Below are 23,517 nucleotides of genomic sequence, written 5' to 3'. Positions count from 1 at the left end.
CGTGTGGTCACCGTTGACCCGGCAGTGCTCGATGCTGCCGGAGACGGCACCGTCACGGCCAGCACTACCTTTACTGCTGCGGTACAAAATGGGCTCAACGCGTTATCCGCCTCGGGTGGGATGACGGGCAACGATCCTGCCGGGTTGGTGGTGGGCGAGAAATACGACGATGCGGCATCGTCAGTTGTGGTGGCGTTGGTCGACACAGGTAACGGCACTAGCCGTATCGGTGACTTGTTGAAGATGAGTGCCTACAACTACGCCATCGCCAACCATTACTCAGCGATCAAACCCGGTGGTGGTCCGCCCACCAAACCGGCAGCCACGAAGCCGGTTTCGTCGCATGTTCCGCCCAAGGGTGAAGGCAGCCTCACAGATGAGCCGTTCGGGTGGAGCCTGATCAAGTCTGTGATTGGGATGGTGTGGCCTAACGGCGACATCGGAAAAATGCGCACCGCCGCAGCTGCTTGGACTTCGATCGCGAATGCTGCCAACACTTTTGATGGCGCGCTGGTATCTCCGGAGACGTCGGCTAAATCCCAGGACATTCCCGAGAAAAATGATGTCGCAACAGGTTACGGCGATGCAGCTAAGGCCGCCGCTGCGATGTCCAAAGCGGCCGGTGACATCGCCAAGCAGCTCAACGATTACGCCCAGCACGTCGATGATGCACACACCCATCTGAAGAAGCTGATCGGCGAAGCCCTGCATTTGGCGACCCCCTCGGGCCTGTTCCAAGAGGGACTGAGCCTCATCACCGGCAAAGGTGACCAACTTACGAAAATCGCCCACGATGCCTTGCAAGTGTTGCGGGACTTGAAAACTGAGGCCGATGCTGTCAAGGAACTTCTCGCGCCTATCGTTGCGGCAGTGGAGGCTGTTGCCAAGACGATGGCCGGGTGGGCCGCTGTGGAGCTAGAAGAAATTGGTGATGACCTCCACGATGTCGCAGCGAACGTTGTGAATGCCGCTGCCTCACTTGGAAACGCGGCACTGAACGATCCGTTGGCCGCGGTCGAGGTCATAGGCGGCGGCCTGCTCATGGATGCCGGAGGCCTCATAATGGGTGGAGGTGGCGTTCTCGAACTCGCGACCGCAGGCCTGGGCACCCCCATTGTCATCCCGCTCGAAGCCGCAGGAGTGGCGGTAGTCGCCGCAGGTGGTGCCCTCGCGATCGACGGAACCACCAAACTCGTACCCGCCGCGATCGGCGAAGACCACGTCACCGTCATGCACGCAGCAGTGCGAGATTCCCGAGGCCGCTACCAGGGGCACGACGGACCATCAGCTGATAAGGAAGCGGCGGGCGTCAAGTCGTATGGGAAGGCCAACCCTGACCGCACCGTTGTACCGAACCAAAGTCAATCGAAGTTCCCTGAAGGCACTGGTCCCGTTAAGCCGAACGGCGATCCACGCGTCCGTAAGTTTGATGGCTACGACATGCCTAGAGACCCAAAGCCAGGGCCAGATGGATACGTCGAAGCCAAGGGCGTCGAAGTGAAGAGTGGAACAGGGGGGCTCTCTGGAAACCAGAAAGGTTTCGATCCTCACGTCAGCGCTGAGACGCCTGCATATGGAACGGCGAAGTTGCCTGACGGTAGCGTAGTCCCTGTCAAGATTACGGATGTTGTAGAGGTGAGGGTGCCGTGAGGTTTGCAGTAAAGGATGAGTCCGCGACCATCCCACTCGGCGAAGAGCCTGGTCGTGCGCAGATGCAGCTCGGACACCTTGTTCGCACTATCGGCGATGACTCGCTCTTCATCATCCTGTTCAAGTGGCCGGACAACGTATCTAAATTCGAGTATGCCGAACCCGAAGACAACTTCCTCCAATCCACGGGGACGCAATCGGGCCTGACCGTCGAATTCATGCGTGATGGTCGGCTATTCACGTTAGGGCACAAGGGTGGTGACACACAGCCATTGCAACTCTTGCGTCAGGATGGAACTGCGGTTGAGGTGAACGCGAATGAAGTGCTTTCGCCTGATGAGGCAGTTGCGTTGTTCACCGAGTACTCCTCAACCAATGCACTAGATACTGCGCTGTGGAGCCTTCGTGAAATCACGCTGGACTCGGAGGACGCCGATGAGACTTCCCAGGCCAGCGCCAGCACTGGAACCTCGGAGACATCGACATCGGCAGCTTCAGTCCAGTCCGACACCGCAGAGCAGACCAACGTGGCTGCGGATGAAGATCGTAGAGAGCGCGGAAGCTCAACATAGGGTGCCTCAGCTGGGGCGAGTCTTATCGTGGGCACGAGACCCGTTCCCGACTGAGGCGGTAGTCCAAGGGGCGTGGCGAAGGGTAGGCCGTAGCCGCGCCTGGACTGGTCTTGCAGCAGCCCTGACGGACCGTGACGGTACTGCGGTGGCTGGTTAGGGTAACCCCCAAGCTCAAGCAGTCCACCCTTGACGGGTACGAACGGCTGTTGCGGTGCTATGTGCTCGATGAGTTCGGGCCGAGAGCAGTTGCGTCCATTGCGGCAAGGGATTGCGAAGAATTCCGGGCGCGTCTCGTCACCCAGCCGTCGCGACAAGGCGACCACAAGCCGCTCACCCCCGCTACACGTAAGCATGTCTGGAACGTGTTGCGGTGGGTATTGGCCTACGCGATGAAGCAGCACGGCGCTATCCCGTCCAATCCTGCTGACGCGACGGAAAGCCCCAGTGCTCGCGGTACCGGGTGACCACGAGAAATTCGAACACCATCCACTTACCGCCGACCACGTCGGTCGCCTCAGCGCCGCTATCGCAGGCGAGCTACCGGGGCTACCCGAGTACCCGGTGTACGCGCTCATGGTGGAGTTCATGGCGTACAGCGGATTACGTGCCGGGGAGGTGACCGGCCTTGAGGTTGGTGACCTCCTGTTCATGCCTGGGCCGAAGTGCTCGGTGAAGGTCCGCCGAACTAAAGAACGTAAAGACGGACAATGGGTTCCGGGCACACTCAAGTCCAAGAAGTCTCGCCGTACTGTGCCGCTACCCGACTGGCTCGCGGAGCGTCTGGCGGCGTACCTCGCGGAGCACCCCCGCGTTGACGACCCGACTGCGCCCCTATGGCCGTCACGGAAGAACGGGGGCGGCTATCGCGCAGCGGGGGAGAGGTATGCGGTACCGCTGGACTGGAGCAAGCCGCTTGCGATGGGCGCGTTCTACGACACCATTTTCCGCCCAGCCTTGGAGGCAATCGGCTTGCCTGCCACCCGTCCAGCCACGAAAGACACACCGGCACAAAGTGGTGTGCGCCTGCACGACCTCCGGCATACATTCGCGGTGTTGCAACTGGCAGCAGGTGTGCACTTCATGCTGGTTTCCAAATGGCTCGGACACAGCACCTACACGCTCATCCTTGACGTCTACGGCGACTACATCCCCGAAGAGGACGGCGGAGCACTCAACACCTTGCAGGCCCCACCAGCCACGGCGAAGCATGCCGAGCTGCCGGATAACGTCGTCAATCTGTTTGGACGGCAGGCGAATTAAGAAGTTTTCGAATGTTCTGTTGAAGAGTGATCGTCCTGTGACTTTGACACAGAACTTTCATTGGAATCCGATTCCCAGCAGCTCTATTTAGAAGCTCTCCAAGCAGTAGCAGCGGGCCTGCATCGCCGAGAGTCCGCACGTCGTACGGATCGTACTCAAAGCTGGGGGCATGTTTGAGGCTGTTGTAGGTGTTCCAGAACTTGTCTGCCCATGCGGCGAGGTCACCTCCTACGAATTCGGTGAATGCCGGACCGACGTGCCGCCCCACGGACATTGGAAGCGGCTCGTTCTTCTTCCCTCGCTTCCTTGGCTTGGCCCAGGCACGTTTGAAGTGCTCGTTGTGAAGCCTCGTCCAATATTCAAGTCCAAGAGCGATTTCGATGAGCCTTACCTCAGCGCCGCTGGCTCCGAAGCGATACATATTCGTGAGCGGGCCGGTGGCACGTGGATAACTTTGGTCGAGTCGAATCCAGTTCCTCACACCTCGGATGCCGCCGATGGTTGCAAGATGGAACATGGGAACCTCCGTCATCGACGGCTTCGATAGCCCTGGAGGCAGGGTCATAAGCCGAGAGTTCCACATCCGTGGAGTGGAGCGTGGCTCGCCATCCTCTCTGCACTTGAACCCGACTGTTCCGTATTCTGCGGGCACGAAGCCTTCGTACGCGAGGTTGATGAGATCCTGAATCGCGATGAGCGCAGGGAGATGTTCCCGCCACGATCTTGGTTTTGTGCTTGCGGTTCCCACTACCAATGGGGTGCTCAGCACTCGTTTGTCGTCAGGCCCCTCGACGGACCACGTGGTATCTAGGGTGAGCTTGAGCCCGCGTCCTAGAACGATTTCGAGCGCATCGACGTCAATTGTGGTGGCTGTGTATCCCCGGGATCGACCGTCATCGGTTTGCCGGAGACGCTCGGAAACGCCGGATAGCCCGGACCACTGGGTCACCTCGGGAATCCGGATCTCGACTTCGGCGAAGTCGCGGTCTTCTAGGACTGGGAAAGGTACATTGACCACGACGCCTCGCGTACGTACGGTCTGCGTTGATGCTCGTTGTCCCATCACATTCGACTGTCTGACACCTGCTATGTCAAAGAACAATGATCGTGTGTTAGCAGTCATCGCGTATATCGCATCGGGGTTAGTTGGTCGCTCTCGATTGCCGCGGATCTCCCTGTTGAATTCGCGAGTCCGCAGGGTGCCTATGTGAAAAAGGTTGTCGTCGGCCAGCTTCACGTAGCCGTCGTGAGACTTATCTAGCCGATAGACGTCGCTGAGCTCGGTCCAGAAGTGGCCAAGAGTCCCGTCCATAGTTTCGCGTATCTGGTCAGCCATCATTGGATGGTCCCACTGCTCGTTGACGCAGGGCGGATCTCAGTCGGTTTCGTCCTCGGCTACCCCCGTCACCCCGGCGAGACCCCGGCGACCGAGGGCGATATGGGGCCGTACCTAGGGCGTACCGATGCCGTACTGGCAACGGCCTAATATGGTCTCTTGCAGCGCTTTTACTACCTTCCGCGATCCTGTTTCGCCTGGTCGCGCTAGGCGGCCCGTAAGGACTTAAATCCGCCAAGTGTCGGTTCGAGTCCGACTGGGGGCACCACTACTCGGGACGTGAGGCCCTGGCTCAGGTAGATCTCGCGGATGCCACGTTCGGGTGTTGGGAGCGTGCCCAACCAGATGCACCCAAACCGACTACGCTGGTCGCCACTGCGGCGCACACTTGCCCAATAGGGCAGGTTGATACCCGTCAGGCCGCCTGGATCAGCTCCGTAGGGAGGTGCTGGTATGAGCGCGCAGCAGCAACAGGCACTCGACAGGCTCTATGCGATCGACAATGTCCTGACGATCAAGGTCACCATGCCGCAAGACGATTGGGACGCTTTGCGCACCGAGCAGCCCAAGGGCGGTGTCTGCAATTTCGAATGGACAGGCGATGCCCGTTTCACGTGGCGCCGGGCAACAGCGGTCGAGATATCAGGCACAAAGTTTCCGGATAGCTCCACATTCAACGAGGTGGGCCTCAAGAAGAAGTCGTTCTGCGGATCCCTCAACAGCGAGAAACCGTGCCTGCATATCGACTTCGGGAAGTTTCGCGATACCAACACCCAGACGATCGAGTCCCTCATCGGATCGCGCTATCTGACACTCAACAATTCCATCCAGGATCGGTCATTCATACGGCAGCCGCTGGGTTACCGCCTGCTTGCCAAAGCCGGACTGCCACATTCCCGCTGTAACTACGCGAAGGTGTTTGTCAACGGCACCCTCATCGGACAGGGCGTCGCGGGCGTCAACGCGCCCGGCTTCTACGTCAACGCCGAACCGGTCATGAAGCGTTACATCGAGCGCAACTTCAACGGCAATATGAAGGGCAACCTCTACGAGATCGAGCATCACGATGATTTTGTCCGCGAGAGGTTGCAATTCATCGGGGTGGAGTCGCTATCCGAGTTCGAGAACATGGCGGACCTCAAGTTCGCGATGGATCATATTGCCGCACAAGGTATTTCCGGCGCAGCGCAGATGTTGGACCTCGACCAATTCATCAAGTTCTACGCGATGGAGTTTTACCTCAAACATTGGGATGGCTACGCCGACAACACCAACAACACCTACATCTACAACGATGTCGCCGCGGTCGAAGCCCCCGGCGTCAACGATGTGAAATTCAAGATGATCCCGTGGGGGATCGACCAGACCTTCCAGCCCGACCGTCCGTTCACGCTGGGCAGCGACGGCCTGATCGGCAGGCTGGTGCGCAACGACTCCGCCCGGCGTACGCAACTGATGAACCAGATCCGAACTTTCCGGGAGACGGTGTTCGGCCGCGAGGTTCAGCAGAAGGTGTGGAGACCATTCATTGACCAGCTGCAGGCGCTACTGGTAGATCTCAACGTGCCCAACGCCGTTGCGGAGATTTCTACGGTGCGCCAGCAGCTGCGGTTGGCCGAGTCGGCGGGCTATTTGTGCGCGGGGCTTCCGGACCAGGCAGCCGTCTACATCCTGCACGGCCGCACCGGCGAGTGCCTGCATGCGAGCAATACCGAATCTGTCCCGCCGAGTACACCCAACCCGCAGAACTTCGAGGTGTACCGGCTGCCTGTCCGCGATGACAACGACCCAACGGACGTTTGGCTGATCGCCGGCCTCGGTAACGGAAAGTCACTGACGAATAAGTCCTTTGACCGAGTGCTGCATGCGAGTAACTCGCTGCTGACGCCGGAGGGCAACAAGTTCCTGTACACCTGCGCACCCAATAACATCGATCGCGCTGAGGAATTCGCGATCGTTCCCGCCGATTCTGCCGACGAGTTCACCTTCAGCGGATACTTCCGGCTGCGGAACCTGCGGACCGACTTAGCGGTGGCCTTCGGCGAGTCGCTCACTCCTGGGGGTAGGGTACGAGTTCATCAGGAACCCGCCGGATCCCGGCTGTACTTCTACTGACGGGCCGGGTAATCCAACACCGCATAGCCTCCGGCGTCGTCGACAATCAGAAGTCGGCCATCCGAGCAGGCCGTGACGCCCTCGGGCTTCATTGAACGATGAAAGGCGACGTCTAGCCGCGTCACGTTCTCGTCGCCGTCCCACGAGCACAGCTGGAACGGTTCCTTACCGCGGCTCGTCGAACGTCCGAGCAGGACGAGGAACTGGCCGTTGTGTCCATCATAGGAAATGTCACGAATCCCCGGTGTTCCGGTTGATTGCGGGATGCCGATGGTCAAAATGGTTGGTGTGCCAAGGGATACGGTTGTCCATGCTGCTCGTGCGGCATCCACAGGCACTCGGATCACCGAGATTCGCGCGCGATCTGCCGGGCCGCGAACACCAAACAGCAGCGCACCGTGGGGATCCCAGGCAACGCCTTCGATGTTCACGCCGCCCGCGTCAGGTTCATGCTGGCCTGAAGCGGCGAGCAGGGGCACGTGCGCAAGCAGCCAGGCTCGAAATCCGGCCATCGCTTCCACACGCAGCTCGCCGTGGGATGTGTACCGAACGCGCACCAGGCCGTCGCACGCAGATCCGCCCGCAACGCATAACGAGGACGCGACCACTAGGAACATCTCGTCATCTCCGTCGACCCGGCATAGCCCCTCGGGGTCCCGCAGCTGTGCCTCCGTCAGACCCGACAGCGTTCGGCGCGAAATCCGTTCGGCCTCTTTGCTGTCAGCGTCGAGAGTCAATTCGAACAGAGCCGACGGGTCCTGATTGTCTATGAACACGAATCGGTGTGGACCAATCTGTGCGACACCGGAGGCGTTGAACGCAGACTTGCGATTCTGCTCTCCGAACGGCGTCGGTTTGACCTTGCGCCGCCACAGAGCGTCGATCCAAGCAGTCGAGAACACGTCGCTCAGCCCGGCTCCACGGTGTTGCGATCACCGGACTTGGAGATGGTGGGTTCACCGCCGCGGTAGGTGACTCGGTTATCGAAGCCGGAGACCCGGATCTTGTCGGCGGCATCCACGGTGACGGTGTTCTCGACACCCGAGACCGTGAGGTTGTCGCAATTGCCCTCGATCTCAACGGTGTTAGAGACACCGCTGACGTTGACCGAGCACTCGTCGCATGTCACCGTCACGTGTTTATCGGTACCGGAGACGCTGAATGTGGACCCGGGTGGCACAAAGGTGAGGCCGGGAGCCTCGGTCGACGACGGCGTCGCCGTGGCACGCGTCGGGAGCTTGACGACGGTTGATCTGACCGGCCGTGTGGTCGTCGCACCCGGACTTGTCTGCACATTCCGGGGCACGGTGGGATTGGCGGCATAGAAGACGAGTCCCGCCGCCCCCGCCGCTATGAGGGCAGAGAAGACAGCGGCCCGTCCGCGGAACTTCCGGACGGGTGGGCGTGGTGCGTAAGTCGTTTGATACACCGGCGGCGGATACGGGCTCCGGCCCGTGACGCCGAGTTCCGACGTCCGCGCCGTCTCGCTCAATGAGCGTTCCAGCTCTCGGATTCTGGCTTCGGGATCACCATCCGGCTCCACTCACAGATGGTCCCACACCGAGCGCCTCGTAGCGGTAGCGTTTCGTCATGGCCTCGACCGATGTCATCGTCGCCGAACCGCAGTTGTTCGTCACCGACCTCGAACGTGCCATCGGCTTCTACGTCGAGAAGCTCGGTTTCGAGCTGGCCTTCACATATGGGGAACCACCCTTCTACGGACAGGTGGGGCGCAGCGGTGCGAGCCTCAATCTCCGCAAGGTCGCGGGTCCGGTATTCGACAGCAATTTCCTTGCCACAGAGCGTGATCCGCTGTCCGCGGTGCTGACGCTGTACAAACTGGGCCCACTGTATGAGGAGTATCGAGCCGCAGGCGTGGTGTTCCACCAGCCGTTGCAGGAGGAATCCTGGGGGAGCGTCACCTTCATCGTGAAGGATCCCGACGGCAACCTCATTCTGTTCTCCGGCGCCGAGGCCTGAAGGAATCTCTCGCCATCGATGCGGTTCGGGGTGACAATGGCCGCATGCGACTGCCAACCTCATTCGAAGGACTCGCGACCGACGGCGGTAATTCGATCGTCTACGGCGAGCCTTATACAACGGCCGACGGCACCATGGTCATCACTGTTGCCAAGGTGCGCAGCCGCAGTCGCGGCCCAGAGGGTGCACCTCTGGAAACACTTGCCAGACCGCTAGGCGTGTTCGTCGTCAAAGACGGGCACGCCCAATGGTGCCCGGCCTTTAACGCTGACCGCGCTTCGACGTTGGGCATACTCACCGGCCTGCTCGCGGCGGTCTTGGGACTTGTAGCCATCATCCGTCGCCCGCCGTGGCCGGACCTGACGCTGCCCGGCTGGTCGCCCGCCGAGAACCCGCGCTGGTTCCGCGGCGGGCGCTAGCCGTCGATCGCGGTCTGCTACTTCTGGGTGACGGTTTCCTTGAAGGTCCCGTCGCCCTGGTTCAGCCAGGTGATGGTGCCCTTCTGGAATTCGCCGACCCAACCGCCCTTGGCGATATCAGGTCCGCCTGCCGTCTCGGCCTCATCGGCAGTGGGGAATCCAAGCGTGCCGCCTGCTCCACCCTGCTCGGTGTACACCTTCAGGATTTCGCCCTGCACCAGGTGTGCACCGGTCGACGGCGAGCTGAAGATGGTGCCCTTGGCGAAGGCCTGTACGGTGCCGTCGCCAACCTTTTCGGGCTGCCCGGTCGGCAGGCCGAGCTTGGCTTCACCACCGGCCTTGGTGTACGCCTCGGCGACTGGCGGTTCCAGCGTCACATCGCCGACGCCCGGCACGTTAACCGTTGATGGCGCCCCGGCGATGACGGACGACACCGCACTGCTTGCCGACGATGCGGCACTCGATGCGGCGCTACCACCAGCGCTGATGGCCGACGATGCCGCGCTCGTGGCGCTGGACAGCGACTCCTTGGCGGCGTTTTTGTCTTCTTGGGAACACGCGACCACGACAGCCGCGGATATGGCGACGATGGAGACCGCGCCTGCTGCTCGTTTCATCAGATTGGTATCCATGATCCGAACGTAACAACCTAGACGCCGCATATAGGTGAGTTTTTCAATGTTCACCTGTCGTCCACGGGATGATTTCGGTGCAAAATCGCTAAGCCGCTATGAAGCGGGTGTCAGCTCACAGACGTAATCGCCGACATCGATATGCACCTCGGCCGCCTCCGGCACCGTGGGAGTGGGCACGACTTTCAGCTGGAACTGTTCGCGACCGAAGTCGTCGGTGGTTCCGGGCCACTGTTCCTGCAGGATGTCGCTGATCAGGCCCGCGACGGCGGGCTCGGTGACGCGATAGGTCTCGGCCTGGCAGAACTTGGAGTACACCTCGGTGACCCGGATGCGGGCCTTCTCGATGGGCAGAGTGCCCAGGTCCTCGCCGGATTCGGGATCGCGCACGGCGGTCCCGGTGGCGCCGATGACGGAGAAGATCATCCCGACCTCTACTCCGGCGTCATCACCCTTGTTGACCAGCACCGAGTAGCGGTCGACGATATCGGCCACCTTCCCGATTATCGGGTCCAGTGGCTCGGACTCTTGCTCACCAGCCGATTGCTCCGCTGGCTTCGTCTCTTCAGGCATTGCCCACACCGACGGTGTAGTTGTTCGCGCGCGGAGCGGTCTCAATCCTTTGCCGCTCTGGCTGCCCGGCGGTCTCTGCCGTCGCGAAATCGGTCTTGGCCTTGGCTACCGCGGTGCTAGATACATTCTCCGATTCGCGCAATGCCTGGAAGGCGTGGCGCAAAGTCAAACGGCTGATTGTCAGGGCAAGGTTGAGGGCGCTGGACGCAGCCGGCTTATTGCCCTCGTTGAGGTCGTTCGACGCGGCCGCAAGGTGCTTGTCCACGTCGATCATTCCCTGCAGCGTCACCATCGTGGAGTACGCCGACTGTCCAACATTGCGGTCAAGATTGTTGCTCTGCTGTATGCGGTGATACAGATCGGCAATCAAGATCCCGGCGACGAGGGCAAGGAGTGGAGTGACGATGCCCTGAACGAATCGTACGAGTTCGGTGTCGCTGGATGTAAAGCCGACAACCGCCGCGACGATCGTTGCGACAATTGCCGTGCCGACAATCGTCCAATGCACTAGCGAGGGCTTCGGGGGAAGCTGATCTGAGTTTGCCAACGTCGTTACCGTCCGTTCGGTGAGTGGACGCATTCATTGCATCCGTGACCCCATGAGCACTGACCGGAGCATGCTAACACCGCGCTCAGGTTCATCCAAGGCGAGATGTAACGGCCGTGCTTTAGATTTGCTGGACGCCAGCTAAACGCCTATTTGCCCGAATTCTGTCGAATTACAGAAGGTTTCTTGGTTAGCCCTCAGCACTGCTGCTCGGCCGCGGCATTCGTCGCGACGATCACCGCAGCTTGCCGGTCTGCGGGCAGCTCATGCCAGGACTTGTGAAAGGTTCCCGGACCGACGTTTCCGGATGTCTGAATGGACTGGAGGTATCCCTCCACGAGCTGCACGTGGCCGTCCTGCTTCCCGGTCATCCAATCGGCCGCTGCTCGGCAGGCCTGGTAGTACTCCTCCTCCAAGGAGCTGGGTGCGGCGTTGACGGATGTCGTGACGCCTGAGGGCGACAGTGCCGACCCGGAGTCCGAGGGCTGGGCGGCGGGACTCTCGATCGGGGCGGTGGTGCTGGCGGAAGGGCTCGGCGCCGCCTTGTCGTCGGACTTCGACGCACATCCCGCACCGATCAACGGGACGCAGAGGGCAATCAGGGTCGCGACGATGCGTGTTGGGACGGTCACCACTCCAAACTAGCAAGTACCTACCAGCAACAACATTTACTCACTCAGAGCTTTTGCTCCGAGAGGAAAACCGCTGGAAAACGCCGGTACCATATGAGCTGTGATGGGACACAGGGGTTTTCAGGGGTGGTGTTGCGGCTAGCGCTGCTAGTCCGCCGCCACCCCTGCCCCTTCCATCGATTGAGCATTCATGACCACTGCATCTGTCCTGGATCTGCGCCGCCCCGCCTGGGCCGGATCCTCACCCACCCGACTTCGACTGCCGGATCTGCTCCGCATCACCGATGAGGGCGCCGACGACGCCCTGCGCGGTCGGTTTGACCATCTGCTGCCCGCGGGCGGCCTTCCCATCGACGAGCGGTGGGCCACCCGCATTCATACCGACGACGAGCTCGACGTCTGGCTGATCAGCTGGGTGCCCGACAAGTCCACCGAACTGCACGACCATTGCGGATCGCTCGGTGCGCTTACCGTGCTTAGCGGTTCGCTACACGAATATCGCTGGAATGGAAGCCAACTGGTTCGTCGCGGGCTCGACGCGGGCGATCAGGCGGGCTTTCCGCTCGGCTGGGTGCACGACGTCATGCGCGCCCCCCTGAAATCGGGTGGAGCGCCGATTCCTGCCGAAATCGGGCCCACTCTGAGCGTGCACGCGTACTCGCCGCCGCTGACCGCGATGTCCTACTACGAAGTGACTCAGGCCAAGACGTTGCGACGTAGCCGCACCATCCTCACGGATGAGCCGGAAGGGCCTGCGGCATGACGATCCACGATCTGCTGGCCTCGGCGCGCGGGCGCCTGCGCCGTCTGCCCGCCGATGAGCTGCCCACCGCGCTCGGCCGCGGTGCGCGGTTGGTGGACATCCGGCCGGCGGCGCAACGTGCCCAAGAGGGTGAGGTGATCAACGCCTTGGTCATCGAACGCAATGTCTTGGAGTGGCGTCTTGACCCGGAAAGCGACGCGCGCATCCCGGAGGCGGGTAACCACGATGTCGAATGGGTCATCCTGTGCCAGGAGGGCTATACCTCCAGCCTGGCTGCCGCCTCGCTGCAGGAGATCGGCCTCTACCGTGCCACCGATGTCATCGGTGGATACAAGGCCCTCAAGGACAAGGGCATCTTGATTTGATTCGGCGGGCTGGAGCTTAGCGACCCCGGCGGCTACCCGAAGTCGCCCGCATCGCGCCGTAGATGCGTCAGCACCGACACCAGGGTGCGGGTGCGCGACGGGGATAGTCCGATCTGTGCGAACACCTTCGCGTTCAAGTCCGTGGTCGCCTGCGAACCGAGATCGCGTCCGGCATCAGTGATCTCCACCAGGGTGCCGCGGCCGTCGGCGGGGTTGGGAACGCGACGCACCAGGCCGGCTTCCTGTAGACGATCCACGGTGTTGGTGACGGATGTGGGGTGAACCTGAAGGCGTGCACTGGCTTTCGCCATTGGCATGGAGCCGGCCCGGCTGAACGACAGCAGCATCAGCAGTTCGTACCGGGAGAACGTCAGGCCATGTGGCCGCAGCACGTCCTCGACCCGGGCCAGCATGATCTGATGCGCCCGCATCACCGACGTGACCGCGGCCATCCCGTCGGAGACCTCGCCCCAGCCGTTCTCGACCCAATGGCGTTGGGCGTCGTCGACGGGATCGAATGGCAGGGACATGGGCTTACCTATGAATGAAGTTGGCAGGACGCTTCTCGGAGAACGCGGCCATTCCCTCGGACTGGTCGGCGGTCGCGAACGCTGAGTGGAAGATCCTGCGCTCGAACAACAATCCCTCGGCGAGGCTGGACTCGAAGGCCCGATTGACCGCTTCCTTGGCCATCATCGAGGCCGAGAGGGACATTTCCGAGATGGTCTTGGCGACGGCCTTGGCCTCGTCGAGCAGGCTCTCGGTGGGCACCACGCGCGATACCAGACCGCTGCGCTCGGCCTCGGCGGCATCCATATTGCGTCCCGTGAGGATCATGTCCATGGCCTTCGCCTTGCCGATCGCCCGGGTGAGCCGTTGCGAGCCACCCATGCCGGGCAGCACGCCGAGCTTGATCTCGGGTTGGCCGAACTTGGCGTTCTCGGCGGCGATGATCAGATCGCACATCATCGCCAGCTCGCATCCACCCCCGAGGGCGTATCCGCTCACCGCGGCGATCGTTGGGGTGCGCACTGCGGGCAGCTTGGCCCAGGCGGCGAAGAAGTCGGTGCCGAACATGTCACCGAACGACTGGTCGGCCATTTCCTTGATGTCCGCGCCCGCGGCGAAGGCCTTCTCGCTGCCGGTAATGACAATCGCGCCGATGCCCTGATCGGTGTCGAACTCGGCGGCCGCGGCGGTGACCTCCTTCATCACCTGTGAATTCAGTGCGTTGAGTGCCTTGGGTCGGTTCAGCGTGATGACGGCAACTCGGTCGATGCGCTCGGTCAGGATTGTTTCGAAGGTCATGACGCTCCTTGGATTTGCGTGAAGATCGCCGAGAAGTCTAGGCCGGAGCCGCCGGTGGTGTTGAAATCGTCGTAGATATGCGCCGCCGCGAGCCCGAGCTGCGCATCAACTCCGTTGGCGCGCACCGCATTGGCGGCCAGGCCCAAATCCTTGGACATTAGCGCCACCGCAAACCCGGGGGCGTAGTCGTGGTTGGCCGGGCTGGCGGGTACGGGCCCGGGAACCGGGCAGTTGGAGGTCAGCGCCCAACACTGGCCCGAGGCGTTGGCCGCGACATCGAACAGGGCCTGGTGCGACAGGCCGAGCTTCTCACCGAGTACAAATGCCTCGCTGATCGCGATCATCGAGACCCCGAGGATCATGTTGTTGCAGATCTTCGCGGCCTGGCCGACACCAGGGCCGCCGCAGTGCACCACACGCTTGCCCATGGCCGCGAGAATTGGTTCCGCGGCGGCGAATACGGCATCGTCGGCGCCCACCATGAACGTCAGCGTCGCCGCGGTGGCGCCGGGAACTCCGCCGGACACCGGGGCGTCGACGAAGCGATGCCCGGCAGCGGTTGCGGCCTCGTGTGCTGCGCGGGCGTCGGCCACGTCGACGGTGGACGAGTCGATGAACAGCGTGTCCGGACTCGCGGCCGGCAGCAGTTCCCGATACGCCGCGAGCACATGCTCACCCTTGGGCAGCATGGTGATCACCACATCGGCGGTCGCGGCGGCGGCCGCACCAGACTCGGCCAGCGGCACACCGGCTTCGGTGGCGGCGCCGCGTGCCTGCTCGGACAGGTCGAAGGCGGTCACAGTGTGCCCGGCCTTGGTGAGGTTGACCGCCATCGGTAACCCCATGTGTCCCAAGCCGATAAAGGCGATTGTGCTCGTCATGACCACTCCAAATCATCGCTGACCGGTTGGAAGAAGGCGTCGATGTCGGCCGTGGTGACCGCGGCGAGTGTCTTCGGATCCCACTGCGGGTTGCGGTCCTTGTCGACCAGCTGAGCCCTGATGCCCTCAACGAGGTCGTGTGAACGCACCGACTGGCTGGACACCCGATATTCCTGCGTGAGAACCGCTTCCAACGAGGGCAAGTCCCGAGCCCGTCGCACCGCCGCGAGCGTCACCGACAAGGCGATGGGGGAGCGGGTCAGGATTTGGTCGGCGGCTGCACGTGCCCGCTCATCGCCATGCGCCTGCAGCGCCGCGACAATATCGGCGACGGTTTCGCCGGCGTAGCACTCATCGATCCAATTACGCTGCGCCAGCAGGTCGCTCGAGGGGGCATTGGTGCCGTGCACCGCAAGTGCAGTCGCGATATCACTGTCGATGATGGCCTTGACGAATTTGTCGAGCCGGTCATGGGGCACGAAATGATCGGCGAACCCCAACGCGATGGCGTCGGCACCGGAGAAGGGGGCGCCGGTGAGCCCGGCGTGCAGACCGAGCTGGCCAGGAGCGCGCGAGAGCAGATAGGTGCCGCCCACGTCGGGGATGAAGCCAATCCCCACCTCCGGCATGCCGACCTTGGAGGTGTCCGTGACGACACGGATGTCGGCATGTCCGGCCACTCCGACGCCACCGCCCATCACGATGCCGTCCATCAGTGCCACATACGGTTTCGGAAACCGGCCGACCTGGGCGTTGAGTTGATACTCCTCGCGGAAGAATCGGCGGGCAACTACGCCGTCGATCTTGGCGCTGTTGTGGATCTCCACCACGTCACCACCCGCGCACAGGCCGCGCTCCCCGGCACCCGAGAGCACCACGGCGCGCACCGCGTCATCGGCCTCCCACTCGGACAGGGCAGCCGACATCGCGGTGATCATGTCGTTGGTCAGCGAGTTGATGGCCTTGGGGCGGTTGAGCGTGAGCAGGCCGACGCCTTTCTCGACCCGGGTCTCGATCTGATCCGTCACGCCGGGAGCCCTTCTTGGATAAGCTTGCGGGACACAATGACTCGCATGATCTCGTTGGTTCCTTCCAGGATCTGGTGTACCCGTAGGTCGCGCACGATCTTCTCGATGCCGTACTCGGCCAGGTAGCCGTAGCCGCCATACAGCTGCAACGCGTCGTTGGCCACCGTGAAACCTACGTCAGTGGCAATGCGTTTGGCCATGGCACACAGCTCGGCCGCCCGAGGATTGCCCTCCTGTACGGCAGACGCGGCGCGCCAGACCATGGTGCGGGCGGCCTCCAGCTCGGTGGCCATATCCGCGAGTCTGAATTGCAGCGCCTGGAATTTGATCAGCTCCTCACCGAACGCCTTACGCGTGCGCAGATACTCAATGACCTTCTCCAATGCCGAACGTGCACCCCCGAGCGAGCATGACGCGATATTGAGCCGGCCACCGTTGAGGCCGCGCATCGCGATGGTGAATCCGATGCCTTCCTCGCCGATTCGGTTGGCCACCGGGACCCGGACATCCTCGAAGACGACCTGTGCGGTTGGCTGGGCGTGCCAGCCCATCTTGCGTTCGGGAGGCCCGAACGACAGCCCGGGTGTGTCCTTGGGGACGACGATGGTGGAGATGCCCCGTGGGCCGGGTCCGCCGGTGCGTGCCATCACCACGTACAGGTCTGCGGCACCGGCACCAGAGATGAACTGTTTGACGCCGTTGAGCACATACTCGTCACCATCGCGGGCCGCGGTGGTTCGCAAAGCCGATGCATCACTTCCGCATTCGGGCTCGGTGAGGCAGTAGGCACCCAAGGTCTCCATGGTGCACATCGCCGGCAGCCATCGTTGACGCTGTTCGTCGTTCCCGAACTCGTCGATCATCCAAGCGGCCATATTGTGGATCGAGATGAATGCCGATACCGCGGCACATCCGGTGGCCATCGCCTCGAAGATCAACGACGCGTCCAGTCGGGTCAGTCCGGAGCCGCCGACCTCGGGGTCGATGTAGATACCGCCCATGCCCAGCGCCGCGGCCTTCGGGAACACCTCGACTGGGAAGTATTTGTCGCGATCCCAGTCCAGGGCGTTGGGCGCGATGTGGATATCGGCGAATTCCCGCGCCGTATTCCAGATTGCGCGCTGTTCATCAGTCAGCTCGAACATGACTAATCCATCGTGGGGATCACGAAGGAGGCGCCCTCTTTGAGGCCGGACGGCCAGCGCTGGGTCACCGTCTTGGTCTTGGTGTAGAACCGGATGGAGTCGGGACCATGCTGATTGAGGTCGCCGAATCCGGAGCTCTTCCAGCCGCCAAAGGTGTGGTACGCCACCGGAACCGGGATGGGAACGTTCACGCCCACCATTCCGGTGTTGACCTTGGCGCAGAAGTCGCGCGCGGTGTCACCGTCACGGGTGAAGATGGCGACACCGTTGCCGAACTCATGCTCCGACGGCAATCGCAGCGCCTCGTCGTAGTCCTTGGCACGTACTACCGAGATGACCGGCCCGAAGATCTCTTCTTTGTAGATGCGCATACCGGGCTTCACGTGGTCGAAAAGTGATGCGCCGATGAAGAATCCGTCCTCATGGCCGGCGACCTTGAGGTCACGGCCATCCAGGACGAGCTGTGCACCTTCCGCTACCCCGATATCGATGTAATCGCGCACCCGCTTGAGGGCGTCCGCGCCCACCAGCGGACCGAAGTCGACGCTATCGTCCAGAGACGGGCCGACCACCAGCTCGCGGGCCCGCTTGGTCAGGCCGTCGACGAGCCGTTCGGCGGTGGACTCGCCGACCGGCACCGCGACAGAGATGGCCATACAGCGCTCACCGGCCGAGCCGTACCCGGCGCCGATCAATGCGTCGATGGCCTGGTCGATATCCGCGTCCGGCATGATGATCATGTGGTTCTTGGCGCCGCCAAAGCATTGGGCGCGTTTGCCATTCGCGGTGGCGGTCTCGTAGATGTACTGCGCAATCGGAGTGGAGCCGACAAATCCGATGGCGGCGACGCGCGGATCGTTGAGAAGCGCGTCCACCGCGGTCTTGTCGCCGTTGACGACGTTGAAGACGCCGGGCGGCAGGCCCGCTTCGAGGAACAGCTCGGCCAGGCGTAGCGGCACCGACGGGTCGCGCTCGGAGGGCTTGAGGATGAAGGCATTTCCACACGCCAGCGCGGGGCCCGCCTTCCAGAGCGGAATCATGGCTGGGAAGTTGAACGGGGTGATGCCCGCGACCACGCCGAGGGGCTGGCGCAGCGAGTACACGTCGATACCCGTCCCGGCTCCGCTGGTGTACTCGCCCTTGATGAGATGGGGAATGCCGGTCGCGAATTCGCAGACCTCAAGCCCGCGCTCGATATCGCCCTTGGCGTCGGCCAGGGTCTTGCCGTGCTCCTGGGACAGCATCGCGGCCAACTCGTCGATCTCCGCGCGGACCAGGTCGACAAACTTCGCGAGTACCCGCCCACGTTGCTGGGGGTTGCGAGCGGCCCAACCGGGCTGAGCTTCCGCGGCGTTCGAGATGACCGCCTCGACTTCGGAAACGTCCGCCAGCGGCACCTGTCGCACAGGCTTGCCAAGCGACGGGTCGTAGACATCGGCGTAACGCCCGGACGTCCCGGGGACGCGCTGACCGGCGACGAAATGTGTTAATTGCGGTAACGAACTCATGGTGTAGCCCCTTGGGAAGCGGTTGAGAATCAGGGAGGTCGGTATTTCCAAATCTAGTTGGACATCCAGGTAATGTCTAGTAGGACGTCCAGGTAAAAATTCGACTGTTCACAGTGATCTCACAGGGATTTGCCGCAACCGCAGTGCCCTGGCGGTAATGTGGGCCTACGACGTGGCCGGACAGTCTCGGGACCAGTGGCGAAAGCGCGGAACTCTTGCACTTGCCGGCTCGTTGAATCACCAGTTGACTTGTTGACGTCATCTGCGGACGCCGCATAGTGCGGCACCGCACTTCCAGGAGAGGATCACGACGGTGCGAACCACCAGCAATCCCATTCTTCGGACGCTGCCCGGGAAAGAGCGCGGCGGCTACGCGCAGTTCGGGGCGGGTGCGGCAGGTGCGGGCGCCATGATGGCGCAGCAGATGCAGCAGGACCCGTACACCGCTTACCCGGAGGCACAGGCCGGCGTCTCCCGGCCGCTGACGATCGACGATGTGGTGACCAAAACGGGTATCACCCTCGGTGTCATCGTCACGGTCGCCATCGCGTCGTTCTTCCTCGTCAGCGCCAACCAGGCGCTCGCACTGCCGTTCCTTTTGGTCGGTGGGCTGGGCGGTCTGGTCATGGTGATGATCGCCAGCTTCGGGCGTAAGCAGGACAACCCCGCGATCGTGCTGGGCTATGCCGGGCTCGAGGGCCTGTTCGTCGGTGCCATCTCGTTTGTCATCCCCGCAAGTGTCGGTCTTGGCGGCGCGAGTGCTGGCGTCCTGATCGGTCAGGCGGTGCTGGGCACCGTCGGCGTATTCATCGGCATGCTGTTCGTCTACCGCTCGGGTGCCATCCGCGTTACCCCCAAGTTCCAGCGGATGCTGATGGCCGGTCTTGTCGGCGTGCTGGTGCTGGCGCTCGGCAACGTGGTGCTCGGGTTCTTCGGCATCGACATGGGCCTGCGCAGTGGTGGCCCCATCGCGATCATCTTCTCGCTCGTCTGCATCGGTCTGGCGGCATTCAGCTTCCTGGTCGACTTCGACGCTGCCGACCAGCTGGTGCGCGCCGGTGCGCCGGAGAAGGCCGCCTGGGGTGTGGCGCTCGGCCTGGCTGTCACCCTGGTCTGGCTTTACGTCGAGATCCTGCGACTGCTGAGCTACTTCCAGAACGACTAGCGATTTTCTCGAAAAAGGGGCGCCCCGCACAGGGGCGCCCCTTTTTCATGTCATCGAGAAACGCGGACCCGGTTTGCGGCTTCGGCGGCATTGCGCCGCGCGGTCTCCACATGCTCGTCGTATGCCAGAGCCACGCCCATGCGGCGCGTGACAAAACTCTCCGGCTTGCCGAACAATCGCAGATCGGTACGCGGTACACGCAGGGCGGCCTCGACACCGTCGAATACGACTCCTTCCGCGTCGACCCCGCCGTAGATCACCGCGCTAGCGCCTGGGGTCTTCAACGTCGTGTCGACGGGAAGCCCGAGGATGGCGCGGGCGTGCAGTTCGAACTCGTTCTGCCACTGCGTGATCATGGTGACCATGCCGGTGTCGTGTGGGCGCGGGCTCACTTCGCTGAAGTACACCTGGTCGCCCTTGACAAAGAGCTCGACGCCGAAAATGCCCTGTCCGCCCAAGTTTTCGGTGACGGCGAGGGCTATTCGCTGTGCACGCTGTAATGCAGCGTCCGACATGGGGTGCGGCTGCCAGCTCTCGACGTAGTCGCCGTTGGCCTGTCGATGCCCAATCGGCGCACAGAAGCTCGTTTCTATCTCCCCGCCTTCGCCCAGTGCCCTGACTGTCAATAGCGTGATTTCATAATCGAAGTCGACGAATCCCTCAACGATCACGCGACTATTGCTTACCCGGCTGCCTGCCATGGCGTAGTCCCATGCGGCGCTCACATCGGCTGGTCCATCAAGCTTGCTCTGACCCTTACCGGAGCTGCTCATGAGCGGCTTTACGACGCACGGGTACCCGACACCGCCGTCGATCGCGGCCTGCAGTTCGACGAGTGAATCGCAGAATTGATAAGGGCTGGTGGGTAATCCGAGTGTCTCCGCCGCCAGGCGGCGGATGCCTTCGCGATCCATAGTGAGCCGTGCGGCACGAGCGGTGGGGATAACGCGCACGGCGCCCTCGGCCTCCAGCGCCTCCAACGTCGGGGTGGCGATCGCTTCGATCTCCGGTACTACGAGATCTGGCTTCTCCGTCTCGATCAATGCCCGCAGCTGCTCCGGATCGGACATCGAGATGACGTGCGCATGGTGGGCGACCTGGTGACCGGGGGCGTTCTGATAGCGGTCGACGGCGATGGTCTCGACGCCCAGACGTTGCAGGGCGATCAGTACCTCGCGGCCGAGTTCGCCTGAGCCGAGGAGCATGACCCGCGTCGCGCGCGGTGACAGGGGAGTTCCGATAGTGGTCATCGCGACTGAATCTTAATGCCGCCGACACGCCGTGTTGTGGTGAGCACGTGCGATACGAACCCGCCGCAACACGGCGTGTCGGCGAAAAGCGTTGTTAGACGAGCCGCTCGATAACCATCGCCATACCCTGGCCGCCACCGACACACATGGTCTCGACGCCGAAGGTCTTGTCGTAGGTGGTCAGGTTGTTCAGCAGCGTGGCGGTGATGCGAGCACCGGTCATGCCGAACGGGTGGCCCAGGGCGATCGCACCGCCGGAGACATTGAGCTTGTCCTCGTCGATTCCGAGCTCGCGAGCCGAACCCAGCACCTGCACCGCGAAGGCCTCGTTGATCTCGAACAGGTCGATGTCACCGATCGACTTGCCCGCGTGGGCCAGTGCACGCTTGACGGCCTCGATCGGGCCCAGGCCCATGATCTCCGGCGACAGGCCGGAGACACCGGTGGACACGATGCGCGCTAGCGGGGTCAGGCCCAGCTCCTTGGCGCGGGTGTCGCTCAGGATCACCAGCGCGGCCGCACCGTCGTTCAGCGGGCAGGCGTTACCGGCGGTGATGGTGCCGTTGGGGCGGAAGACCGGCTTCAGCTGGCTGATCGCCTCGTAGGTGGTACCGGCGCGCGGGCCGTCGTCCTTGGACACGACGGTGCCGTCGGCCAGCGTCACCGGGGTGATTTCACGCTCGAAAAAGCCGTCGGCGATTGCCTTTTCGGCGCGGTTCTGGCTGCGCACGCCCCAGTGGTCCTGGTCCTCGCGGCTGATACCGGTGTGCAGTGCCACGTTCTCGCCGGTCTGGCCCATCGAGATGTACACATCGGGGATCAGGCCGTCGTTACGCGGGTCGTGCCATTCGGTGGCACCCTGCGCGGCCTCGGCGCCACGGGCCTGCGCGTCGTCGTACAGCGGGTTCTTGCTATCCGGGTAGCCGTCGGGAGTGCCCTTGGCGAAACGCGAAACCGTCTCCACCCCAGCGGAAATGAAGGCGTGGCCCTCGCCGGCCTTGATGGCGTGGAACGCCATCCGGGTGGTCTGCAGCGAAGAGGAGCAGTAGCGGTTCACGGTGGTACCGGGCAGGAAGTCATAGCCCAGCTGCACCGCCACGGTGCGACCGATGTTGAAACCGGCCTCACCGCCGGGCTGGCCGCAACCCATGATGAGGTCGTCGAGGTCCTTGGGGTCAAGCGCAGGCACCTTGTCGAGGGCGGCGCGCACCATCTGCGCGGCCAGGTCGTCTGGGCGCATGCTCACCAGCGAGCCCTTACCGGCTCGCCCGATCGGGGAGCGTGCAAGGGAAACGATCACGGCTTCGGGCATGAAAACTCCTGGTATAGGGGAATTAGTACTGGTTCTACTCCCCAGGAATCTAATGCAGCGGCACGACGGCCCGATTGTCGGGCTGGACAGCGGGCTCACCAATGGCCAGGGCGATCTCCGTAGCGTTGCGCCGCCAGATCCGTCCCAGGATGCGCATCCGGGCACCTATGGTGTCCGCTTCCGCGGCGGCGGACACCCATGGCAAATCGGGGATGGGGCCACCCGTCCATTCGCCGAGGGCGTGCGCGACGGCCGGTAACAATAGCCGCGCTGCCAGCGCATATCCGGCGGCCGACGGGTGGTAGTGGTCGTCGGCGAACATCTCCTCGGGTGCTTGCAGAAACTCCGGCGACAGCAGGTCGGCAAGCGGAACGGGTACGCCACCGGCAGCCCGGACTGCCGCAGCCTGGAAATGGGCCAGGCGCAGCCCTCTCGAGCGCACCACCGCACGCAGCGGCTGCGGTATGGCGGTGATCACGCCGAAATCGGGACAGGTGCCCACCACCACGGCTGACCCCGCCGCGCGCAGCCGCTGCACCGCTTCGCCCAGGCGCCGCGCGGAGGCCCGCACCGCGTTGAGCGAGGTCACGTCATTTGCGCCGATCATGATTACTGCGGCGTCCGGGGGCGGGCCGATGATGGACATGGCGTCGATCTGCGCGGCCAAACCTTTGGATGTGGCACCCGATATCGCCTTGGTGGACAGACGGATTCGCTTGCCCGACTCTTCGGCCAATCCGCGCGCCAGCAGTACTCCGGGCACTTCGTCGGGTATGTGGCAGCCGTAGCCGGTGGCAGTGGAGTCACCGAAGATCGCCAGGTGCAGGTCGCACTGCACCCCGCGGCTGTATCGGGTCACTGGACTGCCACCGCGCTCGTAGACGCCGTCGGCGACCGGGGGAGCGTCGTGAGTCTTCGGAACCACCCGCCGCACCTGCCTGGCCTGCGCGTTCAGGAAGCTGTAGGCGCCCCATCCGGCGGTACCCATCGCAGCTCCCGCGGCCCCGGTGCTCAGGGCTGCCCAGATCGTGCGCCGCCGTTCGGCGAGGATGCTCACGCTGGCTATTTTCACTGAC

27 protein-coding genes are annotated in these 23,517 nt (G+C 62.8%); 11 read left to right on the top strand and 16 right to left on the bottom strand.

Annotated features, from left to right (window positions below; translation table 11 throughout):
• Nucleotides 1-3: 3 nt before the first annotated feature.
• From AB0H22_RS11650 to AB0H22_RS11635, 4 genes are all read left to right on the top strand, one after another.
• Nucleotides 4-1,650, top strand: a complete 1,647-nt coding sequence (locus tag AB0H22_RS11650) for a hypothetical protein (protein ID WP_358146664.1) — start codon at nucleotides 4-6, stop codon at nucleotides 1,648-1,650.
• On the top strand, nucleotides 1,647-2,222 hold the full coding sequence (locus tag AB0H22_RS11645) for a hypothetical protein (protein WP_358146663.1): 576 nt from the start codon (nucleotides 1,647-1,649) through the stop codon (nucleotides 2,220-2,222). The genes AB0H22_RS11650 and AB0H22_RS11645 overlap by 4 nt, the downstream gene beginning before the upstream one ends.
• A gap of 131 nt (nucleotides 2,223-2,353) precedes the next feature.
• On the top strand, nucleotides 2,354-2,686 hold the full coding sequence (locus tag AB0H22_RS11640; protein ID WP_358146662.1) for a hypothetical protein: 333 nt from the start codon (nucleotides 2,354-2,356) through the stop codon (nucleotides 2,684-2,686).
• Nucleotides 2,667-3,482 (top strand): site-specific integrase, encoded by an 816-nt coding sequence (locus tag AB0H22_RS11635; RefSeq protein WP_358146661.1) that lies wholly within the window; start codon nucleotides 2,667-2,669, stop codon nucleotides 3,480-3,482. The genes AB0H22_RS11640 and AB0H22_RS11635 overlap by 20 nt, the downstream gene beginning before the upstream one ends.
• Here AB0H22_RS11635 and AB0H22_RS11630 read toward each other — a convergent pair.
• On the bottom strand, nucleotides 3,454-4,818 hold the full coding sequence (locus AB0H22_RS11630) for a hypothetical protein (protein ID WP_358146660.1): 1,365 nt from the start codon (nucleotides 4,816-4,818) through the stop codon (nucleotides 3,454-3,456). The genes AB0H22_RS11635 and AB0H22_RS11630 overlap by 29 nt on opposite strands.
• Nucleotides 4,819-4,824: 6 nt before the next feature.
• Here AB0H22_RS11630 and AB0H22_RS11625 point away from each other — a divergent pair, with 6 nt between their 5' ends.
• Together AB0H22_RS11625 and AB0H22_RS11620 are read left to right on the top strand one after the other, a co-directional pair.
• Nucleotides 4,825-4,968 (top strand): hypothetical protein, encoded by a 144-nt coding sequence (locus AB0H22_RS11625; protein ID WP_358146659.1) that lies wholly within the window; start codon nucleotides 4,825-4,827, stop codon nucleotides 4,966-4,968.
• Nucleotides 4,969-5,271: 303 nt separating this feature from the next.
• Nucleotides 5,272-6,933 (top strand): CotH kinase family protein, encoded by a 1,662-nt coding sequence (locus AB0H22_RS11620; RefSeq protein ID WP_358146658.1) that lies wholly within the window; start codon nucleotides 5,272-5,274, stop codon nucleotides 6,931-6,933.
• On the opposite strand, the gene AB0H22_RS11615 is transcribed toward AB0H22_RS11620, so the two are convergent.
• Both AB0H22_RS11615 and AB0H22_RS11610 read right to left on the bottom strand, forming a co-directional pair.
• A complete protein-coding gene (locus tag AB0H22_RS11615; RefSeq protein ID WP_358146657.1) occupies nucleotides 6,927-7,835 on the bottom strand; it encodes a hypothetical protein in 909 nt (302 codons plus the stop codon). The genes AB0H22_RS11620 and AB0H22_RS11615 overlap by 7 nt on opposite strands.
• 5 nt (nucleotides 7,836-7,840) lie before the next feature.
• Nucleotides 7,841-8,476: a DUF3060 domain-containing protein gene (locus AB0H22_RS11610; protein ID WP_358146656.1), complete on the bottom strand. Its 636-nt coding sequence runs from the start codon at nucleotides 8,474-8,476 to the stop codon at nucleotides 7,841-7,843.
• A 47-nt stretch (nucleotides 8,477-8,523) separates the two neighbouring features.
• On the opposite strand from AB0H22_RS11610, the gene AB0H22_RS11605 reads away from it, so the two are divergent.
• Together AB0H22_RS11605 and AB0H22_RS11600 are read left to right on the top strand one after the other, a co-directional pair.
• Entirely contained in the window at nucleotides 8,524-8,913 is a 390-nt protein-coding gene (locus AB0H22_RS11605) for a VOC family protein (RefSeq protein ID WP_358146655.1), read from the top strand.
• 44 nt (nucleotides 8,914-8,957) lie between these two features.
• On the top strand, nucleotides 8,958-9,332 hold the full coding sequence (locus AB0H22_RS11600; protein WP_180752010.1) for a hypothetical protein: 375 nt from the start codon (nucleotides 8,958-8,960) through the stop codon (nucleotides 9,330-9,332).
• Nucleotides 9,333-9,349: 17 nt separating this feature from the next.
• Here the strand turns inward: AB0H22_RS11600 and AB0H22_RS11595 are convergent, their stop codons facing one another.
• The 4 genes from AB0H22_RS11595 to AB0H22_RS11580 form a co-directional block, all read right to left on the bottom strand.
• Entirely contained in the window at nucleotides 9,350-9,964 is a 615-nt protein-coding gene (locus AB0H22_RS11595) for a hypothetical protein (RefSeq protein ID WP_358146654.1), read from the bottom strand.
• A 96-nt stretch (nucleotides 9,965-10,060) separates the two neighbouring features.
• A complete protein-coding gene (locus tag AB0H22_RS11590; protein WP_180752012.1) occupies nucleotides 10,061-10,537 on the bottom strand; it encodes a hypothetical protein in 477 nt (158 codons plus the stop codon).
• Nucleotides 10,530-11,117: a hypothetical protein gene (locus AB0H22_RS11585; protein ID WP_180752013.1), complete on the bottom strand. Its 588-nt coding sequence runs from the start codon at nucleotides 11,115-11,117 to the stop codon at nucleotides 10,530-10,532. Before AB0H22_RS11585 ends, AB0H22_RS11590 begins: the two co-directional genes overlap by 8 nt.
• A 164-nt stretch (nucleotides 11,118-11,281) precedes the next feature.
• Nucleotides 11,282-11,716 carry a lipoprotein LpqV gene (locus AB0H22_RS11580; protein WP_358146653.1) on the bottom strand — a complete coding sequence of 145 codons (435 nt, stop codon included), beginning with the start codon at nucleotides 11,714-11,716 and terminating at the stop codon, nucleotides 11,282-11,284.
• Between the two features lie 190 nt (nucleotides 11,717-11,906).
• Between AB0H22_RS11580 and AB0H22_RS11575 the strand changes: the two genes are divergently transcribed.
• Nucleotides 11,907-12,479: a cysteine dioxygenase gene (locus tag AB0H22_RS11575; protein WP_358146652.1), complete on the top strand. Its 573-nt coding sequence runs from the start codon at nucleotides 11,907-11,909 to the stop codon at nucleotides 12,477-12,479.
• Entirely contained in the window at nucleotides 12,476-12,844 is a 369-nt protein-coding gene (locus tag AB0H22_RS11570; protein WP_180752015.1) for a rhodanese-like domain-containing protein, read from the top strand. The genes AB0H22_RS11575 and AB0H22_RS11570 overlap by 4 nt, the downstream gene beginning before the upstream one ends.
• Before the next feature lie 32 nt (nucleotides 12,845-12,876).
• Here the strand turns inward: AB0H22_RS11570 and AB0H22_RS11565 are convergent, their stop codons facing one another.
• Genes AB0H22_RS11565 through AB0H22_RS11540 form a run of 6 tightly spaced genes read right to left on the bottom strand, consistent with a single transcriptional unit; the run spans nucleotide 12,877 to nucleotide 18,714 of the window.
• The gene (locus tag AB0H22_RS11565) at nucleotides 12,877-13,374 is read right to left on the bottom strand and encodes a MarR family transcriptional regulator (RefSeq protein ID WP_180752016.1); all 498 of its coding nucleotides are present in this window, start codon (nucleotides 13,372-13,374) and stop codon (nucleotides 12,877-12,879) included.
• Nucleotides 13,375-13,378: 4 nt separating this feature from the next.
• Nucleotides 13,379-14,152, bottom strand: coding sequence for an enoyl-CoA hydratase (locus AB0H22_RS11560; RefSeq protein ID WP_180752017.1), 774 nt, complete (start codon nucleotides 14,150-14,152; stop codon nucleotides 13,379-13,381).
• The gene (gene mmsB, locus AB0H22_RS11555; RefSeq protein ID WP_358146651.1) at nucleotides 14,149-15,033 is read right to left on the bottom strand and encodes a 3-hydroxyisobutyrate dehydrogenase; all 885 of its coding nucleotides are present in this window, start codon (nucleotides 15,031-15,033) and stop codon (nucleotides 14,149-14,151) included. The genes AB0H22_RS11560 and mmsB overlap by 4 nt, the downstream gene beginning before the upstream one ends.
• On the bottom strand, nucleotides 15,030-16,061 hold the full coding sequence (locus AB0H22_RS11550) for an enoyl-CoA hydratase/isomerase family protein (RefSeq protein WP_180752019.1): 1,032 nt from the start codon (nucleotides 16,059-16,061) through the stop codon (nucleotides 15,030-15,032). The genes mmsB and AB0H22_RS11550 overlap by 4 nt, the downstream gene beginning before the upstream one ends.
• Entirely contained in the window at nucleotides 16,058-17,206 is a 1,149-nt protein-coding gene (locus AB0H22_RS11545) for an isobutyryl-CoA dehydrogenase (protein ID WP_358146650.1), read from the bottom strand. Before AB0H22_RS11545 ends, AB0H22_RS11550 begins: the two co-directional genes overlap by 4 nt.
• A 2-nt stretch (nucleotides 17,207-17,208) precedes the next feature.
• Nucleotides 17,209-18,714, bottom strand: a complete 1,506-nt coding sequence (locus tag AB0H22_RS11540) for a CoA-acylating methylmalonate-semialdehyde dehydrogenase (RefSeq protein WP_358146649.1) — start codon at nucleotides 18,712-18,714, stop codon at nucleotides 17,209-17,211.
• Between the two features lie 313 nt (nucleotides 18,715-19,027).
• Here AB0H22_RS11540 and AB0H22_RS11535 point away from each other — a divergent pair, with 313 nt between their 5' ends.
• Entirely contained in the window at nucleotides 19,028-19,879 is an 852-nt protein-coding gene (locus tag AB0H22_RS11535; protein WP_180752022.1) for a Bax inhibitor-1/YccA family protein, read from the top strand.
• A 50-nt stretch (nucleotides 19,880-19,929) separates the two neighbouring features.
• Here AB0H22_RS11535 and purT read toward each other — a convergent pair whose 3' ends face one another.
• The 3 genes from purT to AB0H22_RS11520 all read right to left on the bottom strand — a co-directional run bounded on the left by purT (nucleotide 19,930) and on the right by AB0H22_RS11520 (nucleotide 23,498).
• Complete coding sequence (purT, locus tag AB0H22_RS11530) at nucleotides 19,930-21,129, bottom strand: formate-dependent phosphoribosylglycinamide formyltransferase (RefSeq protein ID WP_180752023.1); 1,200 nt, start codon at nucleotides 21,127-21,129, stop codon at nucleotides 19,930-19,932.
• 94 nt (nucleotides 21,130-21,223) lie between these two features.
• Nucleotides 21,224-22,441 (bottom strand): acetyl-CoA C-acetyltransferase, encoded by a 1,218-nt coding sequence (locus tag AB0H22_RS11525; RefSeq protein WP_180752024.1) that lies wholly within the window; start codon nucleotides 22,439-22,441, stop codon nucleotides 21,224-21,226.
• A 49-nt stretch (nucleotides 22,442-22,490) separates the two neighbouring features.
• Nucleotides 22,491-23,498: an SGNH/GDSL hydrolase family protein gene (locus AB0H22_RS11520; protein ID WP_180752025.1), complete on the bottom strand. Its 1,008-nt coding sequence runs from the start codon at nucleotides 23,496-23,498 to the stop codon at nucleotides 22,491-22,493.
• Nucleotides 23,499-23,517 lie beyond the last annotated feature (19 nt).

Origin of the sequence: Mycobacterium sp. NPDC050853 (assembly GCF_040653875.1) — a bacterium.
GTDB lineage: Bacteria > Actinomycetota > Actinomycetes > Mycobacteriales > Mycobacteriaceae > Mycobacterium.
Note: the sequence above shows the minus strand (reverse complement) of the source record. Positions and strands in the feature narration are given on the sequence as shown.

Bases quoted from the DNA above. Each gene is read 5' to 3' on its own strand.
- AB0H22_RS11600 (WP_180752010.1), top strand. From the start codon at position 8,958: ATGCGACTGCCAACCTCATTCGAAGGACTCGCGACCGACGGCGGTAAT.
- AB0H22_RS11620 (WP_358146658.1), top strand. From the start codon at position 5,272: ATGAGCGCGCAGCAGCAACAGGCACTCGACAGGCTCTATGCGATCGAC.
- AB0H22_RS11565 (WP_180752016.1), bottom strand. From the start codon at position 13,374: ATGTCCCTGCCATTCGATCCCGTCGACGACGCCCAACGCCATTGGGTC.
- AB0H22_RS11560 (WP_180752017.1), bottom strand. From the start codon at position 14,152: ATGACCTTCGAAACAATCCTGACCGAGCGCATCGACCGAGTTGCCGTC.
- AB0H22_RS11540 (WP_358146649.1), bottom strand. From the start codon at position 18,714: ATGAGTTCGTTACCGCAATTAACACATTTCGTCGCCGGTCAGCGCGTC.
- AB0H22_RS11525 (WP_180752024.1), bottom strand. From the start codon at position 22,441: ATGCCCGAAGCCGTGATCGTTTCCCTTGCACGCTCCCCGATCGGGCGA.
- purT (WP_180752023.1), bottom strand. From the start codon at position 21,129: ATGACCACTATCGGAACTCCCCTGTCACCGCGCGCGACGCGGGTCATG.
- AB0H22_RS11585 (WP_180752013.1), bottom strand. From the start codon at position 11,117: ATGCGTCCACTCACCGAACGGACGGTAACGACGTTGGCAAACTCAGAT.
- AB0H22_RS11630 (WP_358146660.1), bottom strand. From the start codon at position 4,818: ATGGCTGACCAGATACGCGAAACTATGGACGGGACTCTTGGCCACTTC.
- AB0H22_RS11625 (WP_358146659.1), top strand. From the start codon at position 4,825: ATGGTCCCACTGCTCGTTGACGCAGGGCGGATCTCAGTCGGTTTCGTC.
- AB0H22_RS11605 (WP_358146655.1), top strand. From the start codon at position 8,524: ATGGCCTCGACCGATGTCATCGTCGCCGAACCGCAGTTGTTCGTCACC.
- mmsB (WP_358146651.1), bottom strand. From the start codon at position 15,033: ATGACGAGCACAATCGCCTTTATCGGCTTGGGACACATGGGGTTACCG.
- AB0H22_RS11595 (WP_358146654.1), bottom strand. From the start codon at position 9,964: ATGGATACCAATCTGATGAAACGAGCAGCAGGCGCGGTCTCCATCGTC.
- AB0H22_RS11575 (WP_358146652.1), top strand. From the start codon at position 11,907: ATGACCACTGCATCTGTCCTGGATCTGCGCCGCCCCGCCTGGGCCGGA.
- AB0H22_RS11570 (WP_180752015.1), top strand. From the start codon at position 12,476: ATGACGATCCACGATCTGCTGGCCTCGGCGCGCGGGCGCCTGCGCCGT.
- AB0H22_RS11590 (WP_180752012.1), bottom strand. From the start codon at position 10,537: ATGCCTGAAGAGACGAAGCCAGCGGAGCAATCGGCTGGTGAGCAAGAG.
- AB0H22_RS11545 (WP_358146650.1), bottom strand. From the start codon at position 17,206: ATGTTCGAGCTGACTGATGAACAGCGCGCAATCTGGAATACGGCGCGG.